We start from the raw sequence: 13,045 nt of genomic DNA, 5'->3' as shown, positions 1-13,045 counted from the left end.
CTCTATACTTTTGTTTGTTTCCAATTTCCTTTCGTGAATAACCAAAGAGTAAACACTCCTACAGAAGATTCTGAAATCATAATAGACCAAAATACACCTGTGGAGCCAAAATCGAAATGTTTTCCTAATAGATAGGCTAAAGGTATTTGAATGACCCAAAAGAAAACGATATTAATTTTTGTAGGAGTGATTGTATCTCCCGCACCATTGAAAGCTTGTCCTGCAGCCATCCACCATGCATAAATAAAATATGAGTATGATACAATTTGTAACCATTTACCACCAATTGCGATGACTTCCTCGTCATTTGAGAAAATGGAAATTAAGTTTTCACTCCAAAAAAAGTAAAAAATGGATACAAGAATTAAATACCCCATATTACAAAAACCAGTAAACCAAACGGATTGTTCCGCACGATCCGGTTTACCTGCTCCTAAGTTTTGACCAACTAACGTAGCAACTGCGTTAGACATCCCCCAAGAAGGCATCATGGTAAACATCATCGTCCTTAATGCTATGGTTGCTCCGGCAACCGTTTGACTCCCGAACTCCGATAGTATTCTCATAATAAAGATCCAAGATGTCATCCCAACAATCATTTGTCCAATCCCACCAAGTGAGGTTTTTAAGATTCCCTGTATGGTTTCCCATTCTAATTTTAGATGTGATTTCAAGATTTTGATATGTTTTCCACCTTGAAATAACAGCCATAATTGGAAAAGAACTCCTACCCCACGACCTAGGTTAGTGGCAATTGCAGCACCTGTTATTCCGTAAGCTGGTATTGGTCCCCAACCAAAAATAAAAATAGGATCTAAAACAATATTGAGACCGTTAGATACCCATAACACTCTCATTGAAATAGCGGCATCCCCTGCTCCACGAAAAACCGCATTGATAAGAAAGAGAAGTACGATGACAATATTTCCACCTAACATCCATTGCATATAATGGTATCCTTCTGTCAAAACCCACTCGTCTCCACCCATTAGTTTGAGAAGTTCTTTTGAAAAAAATATTCCAGCAATTGCAAAAGGAACGGAAGCAAGGATGGCTATCCAGATGGATTGAATTGCCGCTATACCTGCTTTGTCTTTTTCTTTTTCTCCAATTCTCCTTGCAATGATAGCAGTAACTGAAAAAGACAAACCCATTGCAACGGAATACAATAGAAATAAATAAGTTTCAGTAAGACCAACAGTTGCGATTGCCGATGCTCCCAAAGCTCCAACAAAATAAATATCAACAACGGCAAACACTGATTCTAATACAAGCTCCAAAACCATTGGAACTGAGAGTAGAAACACAGCTTTTCGAATGCTAACTTCTGTATAATCTTCTTCAGAACCAGCGAGAGCCTTTTTTAGATCTTGCCATAAACTAGCACTTGTCATTTAGATTTTTCCTGTAATACATAAAGTTTACCACCTATATAAGCAATGAGAGGAGTGAGAACCACGAGCGACCATGCATACCACCAAGGTCCAAGATGACCAGCAAATACGACACCTGCAATTCCGAACAATAAACCAATACCACCTAAGATAAATGCATGTTTCATTGGGTTTTGTGGAGCTAATTTAGCAGTCAAATAACATCCAAAAATGCTGAATATGATTCGATACCCTAATACAAACAAAACCAAAGGAGTTGATACAAACATATGATCATAAGGAAGTAAATTTAGTACCTTAAGGATTGTATCACAAAGTACTGAAAGAATTACGTTGGATAATAATCCAACAACTATTGCAATGAAACTCTTTAACATTTATACTTTTCCTATTTTAGATTTAAGAACTGATCAAGTTTTGAAAGTGTCTGTTGTCCACTTTCTATTGCACCAAATGCAACAACCGCATTTCGAACGTTTGTATCAGGAAAAGCCAGTTGCATTTTTACAATTGTTTCGTTCTCACCGAGAGCAATTAGAAATATTTTGGCCAAAAAATCATCCTTTTTATTTACATCACCTGAACCATGTATGTATTCCATGTAGTCGAATTTCCTAATTTCCTTATATTCAATTACATTTGGATAAATTGTCCCATCGGGTCCTACCATGGTAAAAATCCATTTCCCCCCAATTCGAAAATCCATTGATTCAGTTGTTGTTTTGAATCCACTTGGACCCCACCACTGATCTATCGTCAATGGATTAGAAAGTGTATTGAAAATCAATTCTTGAGAGTGATTCAATTTTTTCTCCATACAGATTTCATTGGGTTTTGGTAAGGCATTTATTTCTAATTTTTCAAAACTCTCGGACCATCCTTCCTTCATACCAGATTGAGCAAATCCATCTCGAATTTGGTTATTTGCAAATTCAGTGAGGAGAACAACTTTTGTTTTACCATCAATTTCTTCAAACAACACTCTTAACTTTGAATTGAGTATTTCACGATCTCCTGTAACTCCTGCCATCTTTTGAACTTCGGCTACCCATTCATCAGGATGTTCGTCTACTAAATCGCTAATGACAAAACTTTGGAATGGAGTGATTTCTAAAAATTTTCCAAAAATTGGATAATCGACTCCTTCAGGAGATCGCATAACAATTCGATACGATCCACCTACTTTAAAATCAAATTCCACTGATGGATTTGTAAAACTCTTTGGTCCCCACCATTTTTGGATGTGCAATGGATTTGTCCAAACCTCCCAAACAAGCTTTAATGGAGCATCAAACAATCGTTCAATGCGGACCGTTTTCTCTTCTAGTGTCAAATTTGTTTCTGATTTAAACATTTTAATAATTTCCTTTCGATTTTTGTAATTCGGTTAAATATGCATCCAAACGATCCAATCGCTCTTCCCATAATTTTTTATATTGTTCTAGCCATTGATTGGCTTCCTGAAGCGCTTCCACTTTTAAACGACAAGGTCGAAACTGTGCGGCCTTCCCTTTTTCAATAAGTCCGGCTTTTTCCAAAACCTTTAGATGTTTGGAAATCCCAGGGAGACTCATTTGAAATGGTTCGGCCAATTCGAGAACTGTTGCTTCACCAGATACAAGTTGCATCAGTATCTTTCTACGAGTTGGATCTGCTAATGCTTGGAACGTTGCATTGAGAGTTTCTTCCGAATCTTGCAATTTAACCATTTAGATAATTAACCATTTGGTTAAATTAATAAGACCACAAACTTCTGTCAATTGAGATTTGCTATAAGTTCGGGGAATTTCGCAGGTACAGATTGGATATCGGTATCCCCGCCCGATTAGGGAGGGGAACTAGACCCGCCACCCATTGACGTCCATCTACCACAATAACCCTGAGAAGAAAATACAATTCTCAAGAATCAAAAATATATTCTAGAGAAGTTCATGTTTCGAAATTTTCTTATGTTGTTTTCAAAAATATTTTTGAATATAGGGAGGGTCCCAACGAATCCTTGTTCGCTGGGATTAAAAGGAGATTCTTTTTTGAATCAACGGTTGGTTCGTTTGGATTTACGATGCTCTTCCAATCTTCGAAGCTTCTTTCACTTCGACTAACTTTCCTGTTTTAACATCGTAATAATATCCATAAACCGGAATGTCTTTGGGAATCAAAGGATGGTTTCGAATTCGTTTGACATCATCAATGACACTTTGTTCCAAATTTTCAAATGTCAAAAAAGGAATGAATTTCGCTTCTTCAGAGCCACCAGATTCTTCTAAATTGCGCCATCCATTCGAATCAATGGTCGCTGTTTTCAAACTTTTAGAAAGGAGGTTCCGTATGATGGGATCTGTAAAAAGTTGCATTCCGCAATCTGAGTGGTGGATGACAAAGAATTCTTTGGTCCCTAACAATTTATAGGAAATGACCAGAGATCGAATGGCATCATCACTTGCACGTCCGCCAGCATTTCGGATCACATGGGCATCCCCTTCGGCTAGTCCTGCATATTTAGCTGGATCCAGTCTTGCATCCATACAGGTGAGGATGGTAAAACTTCTTGCAGGAGGAAGGGCCAATTCTCCCTTTTTCCCAAATTCAGATGCGTATTTTTCATTCGCACCGAGGACTTCTTTATGGACTTTGCTTGTTTCTTGTTGGATGAGTATGTTCGACATAATGGAAATAAAATTCACTATAACGAAGTAGACAAGAAAAGGAATCTTGGATTCCGGATTTCCGTTTCAGATTTGTACAGTGGATTTAGCAAACGGCCAAAGGACTGGAGATGAATTCTTTAAGATTAGATTTCTGTGCCAGGGATACGAAGGGCTTGGTCACCTGCCAACGTTAGATGGTAGGTGACGGGAGCGAAAGCGGACCCCGTAGTAGCCCGGTCAGCCACCATAAGAGTCCGCTATTGTTTTCATTTGAGGCACCATAAAAAGAAACACAATCGTTACTGTTTTACGGTGAATGGTAGTTAGCTTGCTATTGGATAGTCGATATAACCTTTTTCATCAGCTGTATACAAAGTGGTTTGATCAAAAGAAACCAAAGGAATGTTTTTTTGGAACCGGGTGACTAAATCAGGATTAGCTAAGAATGGTTTTCCAAACGCAACTAAGTCCGCAAGACCAGAAGATAAATCTTTTTCTGCTCGTTCTGCATCATAACCACCGCTAAGGATGAGTGTTCCTTTGAATGCTTTTCTTATGTTCTGAACTGTTTCTGGCTCTACCTTGGGAGCACCCATAGAAGAATGATCCACTAAATGGATATATACAATTCCAATTTCATTTAACTTTTCAGCTAACAATGAATATTCGTCATGAGTTTCAGGAAATGGGAAAAGATCGTTAAAGGCACCATATGGAGATAAACGAATGGCCGTTTTCTCTTTGCCGATAGTGGTACTAACTGCCTTTGCCACCTCTAAAATAAATCGAATTCGGTTTTCAATGGAACCACCATATTCGTCTGTGCGTTTGTTTGAAGATGGGTGCAAAAATTGTTCTAATAAGTAGCCATTAGCTGCATGTAATTCAACTCCATCAAAGCCGGCTTTGATTGCATTTTGAGATGCAAAAACAAATTCTTCGATAGTTTCTTTTAATTCAGCTTTTGACATTTCTTTCGGCACCGCATTTTCTTTCATTCCTTCTACATCAGTCCACATTTGTCCTTTAGCAGGGATTGCCGATGGCCCCAAAACTTTAGCACCTTTCGGTAAATTCAATTCATGTCCAATACGACCTGTATGCATAAGTTGAACAAAAATTTTACTTCCTTTTGCATGCACTTTGTCTGTGACTTTTTTCCAGGCTTTGGTTTGTTCTTCTGAAAAAATTCCAGGAATTCTCGCATAACCAAGACCATTCGGAGAGGGAGAAGTTCCTTCTGTCACGATGAGTCCAGCTTCAGCTCTTTGTTCATAATAAGTTGCGACGATTTCTCCTGGCACGTTTCCGATGGAACGGGAACGGGTCATGGGGGCCATCACTACTTTATTCTTTAAGGTAAGGTTTCCTAACTTCGCTTCTGAAAATAATGATTTCACAAGGTTCTCCAATATTGATTTACTATTTAGGAAATAGACTATGATATGAAGTGATTTGATATTGTATTTATTTAATATTAAACTAATTTTCCCAAAAAAATTATAAATCCAGTCCGAGGATGGTCAAGTCGTCCTGACGATCCTGACCGTTTAGGAAATTTTGTAGTGTTTTTAGGAGATGGACGACCACCTCATCCAGACTTTGCATACGAGTGGATTGAAAGAGGTGGTAAAGAGATTCTTCGCCAAATTCTTCTTCTTTTGCGTTGAAAGCCTCAAAAACTCCATCGGTAAAGACAAAAAGTCGATCTCCCTTCTCAAAAGTAATTTCGGATTGTTCGTATCTGGTTTGTTTTTTAAGCCCTATCATCCTACCCGTTTTCGAAAGAAGTTCGATTTTTTCTTTCTTTAGCAACACTGCCGAAGGATGTCCTGCAGAGGCGTATTGGATTTTTTTTTCTATTAAATCGATATCGAGGATCATTGCCGTCAAAAGGCTATTCAAAGAAACAAAGTTATCCATAAACTCTTCATTAAAAATCTCCAAAATTTTAGCAGGTGGTAATTCAAAGTTTTTGATAGGGTCATACAATCCTTTGATTGCCATTGTGATCATTGCTGCATGAACCCCATGCCCCGTGGCGTCAGAGATTAATATTCTATACTTTGATTCTTTTAGTAGGCTTAAGTCAAAAAAATCACCACCCACTTCCGATACAGGAAGATAACGATACACTAAATTTAATTGTTTGATAAGATTGGAATCAATAGCCAAAGAATTCTCTTGGATTTTTTTAGCAACGAATAGGTCTCGTTTCATTGCATTGAGAGTACGATTTAAAGTGAAGGTCCTTTCTTTCACCTTTTCTTCTAAGTCAAAATTTGATTTTTCTAAATTAAGTTTAACTTGTTCTTCCGCAGTTTCTTTTTCTCTGATGATGGTATGGTAACGATCCGCCAACGCAAATGCAAGCAACATCATTTCAGCAGCCGATCCAAATTGTGGGCCGTCAATGGTAAAGGAATTGGTAGGAAGATAACCCAACGCACGCAAAGTAGAAAGAATCAAAGCAAAAAACAAAAATGCAAAGGCTAGGAGAAAAAAATAGGCAATTCTCTGTCTTTGGAACGAACATAAAATACCAATGATTAAAATCCAAAAAGATGTAATTGTATGACTAAACACTAGAGTTTTAATCCAGGACTCGAAGGAATAAATGTATAAAATAGGTAATACGATTTGTATCAGAATAAAAACAAAACTCCATCGATCTAGTTTAGGAATGATCTGCTTGGTATTTAACAAATTTCGCATAAAAATTAAAAAAAAGATTAAGACGACGGAAATAAAAAGATTCACCGAATATTGGTCCATCCACGGAGAATATTTCCATAAATATTCAGAAGCAATTCCGTTATGCGAAGCAATCGTTACTGCGGTACTCGTAACCACAAGAACATATAAAAAATAGTTTTTATCATTGAGTATAAAAAACAAAAACAAATTAAACAGAGCCATTGCAAATGCAATTCCAAAATAAATGGCTTGAATAACATGATCATTAATTTCATGCCTCTCATATAGATCTTTATTCCATAATTGAATGGGGAGATTGATAGAGTTTGGTGATTTTACTTTGAAATAAACAGTCGCATGAGAATTTTCAGGAAAAGAAATTGGAAATACAAAAAATCGACTTTGATAAGGACGATTCACCATCGGAACCGAATAACCCGAAGAAATCTTTTTAATTTTTTTTGGGTTACGGAAATAAAAATCCAAAGTTTCTAATCTTGGATACGAAACAACAAAGGTAACCTCTTTAGAAGAGAAACTTTGATTCTCTAACGAAACCTTCAGCCAATAGGTAGAGTTTGAATAAGAAAAATTAAATGCCTCCTTTGAAGACTTTACTTTTAAAAATTGTGATTCATATTTTGGCGATATAATATCTTCGAAATTTAATCGATTTGTTGGATCTTCCAAAACTAATATCGAATTTGCTAAATAGATTGGTGAAACGTCACAATCCTTGATGTCGATGATAGATTCCTCGCTCTCAATTTGAGAAGTTCCTAAAAACAAAACCAATACAAAGAGAAATCTTTTTTTCTGAAAAAAAATCATTTGGATTCTTCTGTCTCAAATAAATCAATGGAGAACAATTGATTGTTTTTTGTAAAAATACAAATGCCATCAAAACTCACCGACAACCCTTTCGGACCAGGTAGAATTTTCTGTTTCAGCTCTTTTCCATTGGGAGAGAGTAAAGTGAGTTCAATTTGTTCTTCTTCGCAATATTCATCAAAGATACTCAAAATCAAAATTGTATGTTTTCCATCAAAGGTAAAAAGGGAAATCACTTCACTTTGGATTTGTTTTTCAAAAACAACATTTCCCAAAAAATCAATCATACGAACTCCAGAATAATCGGCTGTGATGATAATCCGATCTTCCGTTACTATCACTGGTGATTTGGCGCTACCAAAAGAATGTGGTCCAAGAGTATCTGTTGTGCTGAAGGAAAGTTCTTTGATGGTATTTAGCTGAGAATCTAAAAGAAGCGAACCATCTAAAACAAATGGCAAATAAATCCCACCAGGAAATTCTACAGGTGGAGATGCCAACTCGCGAACCAAAGAAATTCCCGAGCTATGGGTTTGTTCAAATAATTTTTTCTCTCCAGTATTGGCCGATTCAACAATCGCATAATAAAAATAAAATTGAAATTGTGAATCGATAAACACTGGATGGAAAGGAGAAAAATATTGAAAAACCTCTTCGCCGGTAGGACTGATTCCAAAAATACCTTTCAAGGTATGAAACAAAAGATTTCCAGACTCTGTTTCAAAAACTCTACCAGAAAAAATTTCAAATTTTGGCAATGCGATTGTTTTCTTTAATTTTCCAGAATTCAAATCGTAAACTAGGATTTGTGATTGATAAGGAAGATACAAAGTATCAGAAAGAATCGTAAAATTAAAGTTATGTACAATTCTATTTTCTGAGACATCACGCTCTTCAGTCGAGAGGATTTCATAACAATGAAAAGCCAGTTTGATTGATAGAATGATTTTTCCAGAAAGATCATAAATACAAAGAGTGTCCGGTCGATTTAGTTTTGAATAATATTCCGAGCCTTTTTGGAATCCTTGGTAAGAACAAAGATAACCGGATTGATAGAAAAGGATTGGAATGTCTATCCCCTCGACAAAAGGTTTTTGGATTTTTTCCTTCCAAAGAATTTCTTTTTTATTGAGGTCAAATGATTGTATAAAATAATCTTTTTCACTAAATGTAATGCATACAAATTGATCCCTTTCGATAAATTCCGAAACTAATACTGTTTCATTTTCTTCCAAACGAAATAGTAAATGCGAAGACTTAGGGAACCCTTTTTTTTGAATCCCTTGGAACTCTAATGGATATTCCCTTTGAAACCATTGGCGTAACCAGCGTTTCACGGTAGAAGGTAAATTAGGATCTCGGTTGAGAAATAAAACTTTTAGTTTTTCGGTTTCAGTTTTAGATAAAATCTCCAAAACTTCATCAAAAAATGAGTAAGGAAACAAAGTTTCCTTTGCAGCGATCAGACGAGAAACAGTAGGATTACGAATTAATTCTGAACGCTGGTCGTCAATTCGTTCTGCTGTTTGCTCATAAAACTCTGGATAGGTGGATCTTGGATCTCCAGTCCCTCTGGTTTTGATCCACCAAAGGCTATGACAATCCTTACATTCATAAATTTCCTTGAATTGATTCAGGGAATTTCCTACGATATCATCCGTTGGAAATTGGAATGTCACCCGTTCATCACGAACTGGTTCCATGCGAGAGAATTGAGTGGATCCTTTCTGACAAAATAAACAAGACATATCGTTTCAGGGAGTATAGATCTATCTAGGAATACTACGTAAGTCAAGCCAGATTCATACCCAACGAAATAAAGAAATCCAACACTTAGTTCTTGGCAATTTTTTTCATAATTTGGATCCTACCAATCATCCATGTCGATTCTCCCTAAGACATATGAAACTTTGTTTGCTGACCTGAAACGTTTGGAATCAGAAAACCAAGTCTTAAAACAATCTTTGGAAAACAAAGATGCCAACCAAACAAACCTAATTCATGCTCTGCAATTCACACAGTTTTCGATTGATACCATTTCAGAATCCATTCTTTGGTTAGATTCTCAAGGTAATATTGTTTTCGTAAATGATGCAGCCTGCCAAAACTATGGTTATACGAAGGAAGAATTACTCTCCATGCAAATGTTTCAAGTTGATCCTTTGTTTAATCACGAAACTTGGAATGCTCATTGGCAGGAAATTTTAGATCGTAAAACATTTTCAATCGAAACAATCAACCAAAGGAAAGATGGCACCTCTTTTCCTATCGAAGTGACAGTGAATTTGGTCGAGTATGCTGGAAAACAATACAATTGTGCTATTGTTCGTAATATCACAGAACGAAAATTAGCGGAAACGAATTTACGGGAATCTGCAATTCGTTTGGCAGAACTCAACTCATCAAAAGATAAATTTTTTTCAATCATAGCTCATGACTTGCGTGGACCACTTGGCACCCAGAGGGAATTTACCAAAATTTTAAGCGAAAAAGATTCTAAATTTTCTGAAATCGAAAGAACAACTTACCTGAAAATGTTGGAAGAATCTTCTGATTTAGTTTATTCATTATTAGAAAATTTATTAGATTGGGCAAGGTCTCAAAGTGGAAATATAAACTACCAACCTATATTTATTCAATTTTTTGATCTAGTCGAAAGGGTGATTGGCCTTTTAACACTATCAGCTAACAAAAAAAATGTGACTATTACAAATCAAATTCCAAAAAACCAAGTAATTTATGCTGATTTATTTATGATTGAAACTGTAATCCGCAATTTAATTTCCAATGCCATCAAATACAGTAATGCTAATACTGAAGTAACGGTAGGAGTTTTACATCAAAACAAAAAAATACATTCTAAATCAAAATTGGAAACTGAAAAACTCACAACAGAATCTCAAACAGATGAAATCATTTTCTTTGTAAAAGATAGGGGAGTGGGAATGAAGCAGGAACAAATTGAAAATCTTTTTCGATTGGACCATAAATCTTCAACAAAAGGTACGGCGCAAGAACCGGGAACAGGACTTGGACTGATTCTCTGCAAAGAATTTTTAGAAAAACAAGGAGGTAAGATTTGGGTAGAAAGTGAACCAGGAGTGGGTTCTACTTTTTTGATACAATTAGTACAACACACAAAAACAAACTAACATCATTCTAAATTTCCAAAGCGAATTATCTTTATACTTTTCTTTTTTTCTCGATTCTATTTTTCAAAAATTTATTTTTTACAAATGATGAATGGAATATGCAAAAAGTTTTTCCTAGTATTTGCTTTACTAGTCACACCTCTCCTGGCTCAAAATCAATCCAATCCCCCAGAACCTAATTCGGATTCAAAACCTAAATCTTCATCCTTACTCGGATCAGGATTAAAAGTGATCGAACTTGCAGGAGAATTTGCACAAACACCATCGGAAGGTGGTCCACAATCGGTATCGAGCATTCTTAATTCTTCTCGTGTTGCATCAAGTTTTGTCAATTCTGGCACGGCGAACAACTTGAACCCTCCTGGGATTATTACGGAAAGTGCAGAATCAAGACCAACTTCTACAGTATCACCTCGAATCAAATATTCTCACCAAATCTCTGAAGATTTTTTTATTGGACTCGTTTATGCAAAAGGAGAACATTACAATGATACAAGAACCAGTTTTAGTACAAACGGATTGTATTTGAACGATCGAGTTCGATCAGGGATCAATGAAGTAGGATTTAAAATTGGAGTTGGTCCGTTAAATTTTCTTACACCAACAAGTTCGCATGAATTTAGTTTTTCTTATTCTGAATTATCTTCCAAAGGACCGTTTCAATCCTTTCAAATAAAATTTCCTTTTTTAAGAACTGGCGAACAATCTGTAACAGAAGGTTATGCTTTATCAACAGGAACTGTTGAATTTCGAACTAAAAATTATGGAATGAACTACGGTTTTGTGACTTCTATTACCGATTGGTTGAATTTTTATATGATGGGTGATCTTATTGTATTTGCAGGACAATTAAAACTGGCATCTTACGGGATTGAAAACTCATCAACTGGAACTCTCAATTCAAGTAATCAAGTTGTATTTAGTACTCCCGTCACCAAAACAGATTTAACCATTTTTCAATCCAAAGAGGGTTTGGCTCGTGGACTTGGAGGGGCTTCGGTTTCATTCGAGATGGGACTTGTTTGGAAATTCTTTGATACCTTTGGTTTAAAATACGGTGGTTTTTATCAAATATCTTCTTTTAGTGTTTCTGAAGTGTCCGGTTATAATTTAGGACCTGGGAAAACTCCAGTGGAACTCAGCACAGTTCCCAATCTCAACTCCTCTCAAAGTGCCAAAGAATATGGCTCTTTTGGAGTGAATGTTTCTATTGTGAAAAACTTTTGATTCTTAACTACTGTCTTATTAATAGCGATACCGTTCGCGAAAATAGGATTCACTCATGAAACACAAATCGATAGAATATGCCCAAAAACTAGACTTCCAATGGCCCACTTCAGATCCATTTTTGTTTTGTGTACACCATGAAGATTTTTATCCGAAAGGCAATGGAAAGTTTGGTCCAGATGCCTCTTTACAAGGAAGACAAATTGGCCAAGACTTTGCTGGCAAAGATGGATGGAGGATGTACCACGGAGAAACCATTCCCGGTTTTCCTGGCCACCCACACCGCGGCTTTGAAACGGTAACGGTTGTCCAAAGAGGTCTTATCGACCATGCCGATTCACAAGGTGCTGCCGGAAGGTATGGAGATGGGGATGTCCAGTGGATGACAGCTGGAGCTGGGATCCAACATTCAGAAATGTTTCCTCTCGTGAATGAATCTGGTGATAATACTTTGGAACTTTTTCAGATTTGGTTGAACCTGCCTGCAAAAAATAAATTTGTAGAACCTCACTTCAAAATGTTTTGGAACGAAGACATTCCCGTCAAAGTGGCTACTGATACTTCCGGCAAAAAAATAAAAATTAAAACGGTCGCAGGATCTTTGTTTGGTGAAAAACCACTTGATCCACCTCCAGATTCCTGGGCAGGTGATCCTAAAAACGAAGTGGGGATTTATATTTTAGATTTAGATCCGGAAGCTAACTTTGTAATTCCAGGAAGTTCTGTTGGAAACAATAGAAACCTTTATTATTTCCGCGGTGAAGGACTCGTTATAGATGATGTTGTGGTTCCAGGAAAACATATGTACAATCTAAAATCTGACATTGATGTGGATCTAAAAAACGGATCCGAATCCGCTCGTATCTTAATTTTAGAAGGAAAACCCATTGCCGAACCAGTAGTTCAGTATGGACCTTTTGTGATGAACAAACAAGAGGAAATCCAACAAGCCTTTGATGATTACCGCAAAACACAGTTTGGAGGTTGGCCGTGGGATTCTTATGATCCCGTTCACGTGGGCAAAGGAAGATTTGCCAAACACGCAAACGGAAAAGAAGAAGCTCCCAGGGAAACCAGCGGTAACTTCAATTGAGAA

At 36.7% G+C, this 13,045-nt stretch carries 11 protein-coding genes; 3 read left to right on the top strand and 8 right to left on the bottom strand.

What is annotated here, in order from left to right; genetic code table 11:
• Positions 1-2: 2 nt before the first annotated feature.
• The 8 genes from CLV96_RS11715 to CLV96_RS11680 form a co-directional block, all read right to left on the bottom strand.
• Positions 3-1,394, bottom strand: coding sequence for an MATE family efflux transporter (locus CLV96_RS11715; protein WP_004786622.1), 1,392 nt, complete (start codon positions 1,392-1,394; stop codon positions 3-5).
• Positions 1,391-1,771 (bottom strand): hypothetical protein, encoded by a 381-nt coding sequence (locus CLV96_RS11710; protein WP_004784598.1) that lies wholly within the window; start codon positions 1,769-1,771, stop codon positions 1,391-1,393. The genes CLV96_RS11715 and CLV96_RS11710 overlap by 4 nt, the downstream gene beginning before the upstream one ends.
• A gap of 11 nt (positions 1,772-1,782) precedes the next feature.
• Positions 1,783-2,748: an SRPBCC domain-containing protein gene (locus CLV96_RS11705; protein WP_004785425.1), complete on the bottom strand. Its 966-nt coding sequence runs from the start codon at positions 2,746-2,748 to the stop codon at positions 1,783-1,785.
• 1 nt (position 2,749) lies between these two features.
• On the bottom strand, positions 2,750-3,103 hold the full coding sequence (locus CLV96_RS11700) for an ArsR/SmtB family transcription factor (protein WP_004786391.1): 354 nt from the start codon (positions 3,101-3,103) through the stop codon (positions 2,750-2,752).
• Positions 3,104-3,451: 348 nt separating this feature from the next.
• On the bottom strand, positions 3,452-4,060 hold the full coding sequence (locus CLV96_RS11695; RefSeq protein ID WP_004786984.1) for a beta-class carbonic anhydrase: 609 nt from the start codon (positions 4,058-4,060) through the stop codon (positions 3,452-3,454).
• A 305-nt stretch (positions 4,061-4,365) separates the two neighbouring features.
• Positions 4,366-5,442 carry an alkene reductase gene (locus CLV96_RS11690; protein WP_004784111.1) on the bottom strand — a complete coding sequence of 359 codons (1,077 nt, stop codon included), beginning with the start codon at positions 5,440-5,442 and terminating at the stop codon, positions 4,366-4,368.
• Between the two features lie 100 nt (positions 5,443-5,542).
• On the bottom strand, positions 5,543-7,570 hold the full coding sequence (locus CLV96_RS11685) for a 7TM diverse intracellular signaling domain-containing protein (RefSeq protein WP_134151972.1): 2,028 nt from the start codon (positions 7,568-7,570) through the stop codon (positions 5,543-5,545).
• Complete coding sequence (locus CLV96_RS11680; RefSeq protein WP_004786500.1) at positions 7,567-9,273, bottom strand: hypothetical protein; 1,707 nt, start codon at positions 9,271-9,273, stop codon at positions 7,567-7,569. Before CLV96_RS11680 ends, CLV96_RS11685 begins: the two co-directional genes overlap by 4 nt.
• A gap of 177 nt (positions 9,274-9,450) precedes the next feature.
• Between CLV96_RS11680 and CLV96_RS11675 the strand changes: the two genes are divergently transcribed.
• From CLV96_RS11675 to CLV96_RS11665, 3 genes are all read left to right on the top strand, one after another.
• Positions 9,451-10,722 carry a PAS domain-containing sensor histidine kinase gene (locus CLV96_RS11675; RefSeq protein ID WP_004785819.1) on the top strand — a complete coding sequence of 424 codons (1,272 nt, stop codon included), beginning with the start codon at positions 9,451-9,453 and terminating at the stop codon, positions 10,720-10,722.
• Between the two features lie 84 nt (positions 10,723-10,806).
• Positions 10,807-11,949: a hypothetical protein gene (locus CLV96_RS11670; RefSeq protein ID WP_243836473.1), complete on the top strand. Its 1,143-nt coding sequence runs from the start codon at positions 10,807-10,809 to the stop codon at positions 11,947-11,949.
• A 55-nt stretch (positions 11,950-12,004) separates the two neighbouring features.
• Positions 12,005-13,042 (top strand): pirin family protein, encoded by a 1,038-nt coding sequence (locus CLV96_RS11665; RefSeq protein ID WP_004787667.1) that lies wholly within the window; start codon positions 12,005-12,007, stop codon positions 13,040-13,042.
• Positions 13,043-13,045: the final 3 nt, after the last annotated feature.

Origin of the sequence: Leptospira meyeri, from assembly GCF_004368965.1 — a bacterium.
GTDB lineage: Bacteria > Spirochaetota > Leptospiria > Leptospirales > Leptospiraceae > Leptospira_A > Leptospira_A meyeri.
Note: the sequence above shows the minus strand (reverse complement) of the source record. Positions and strands in the feature narration are given on the sequence as shown.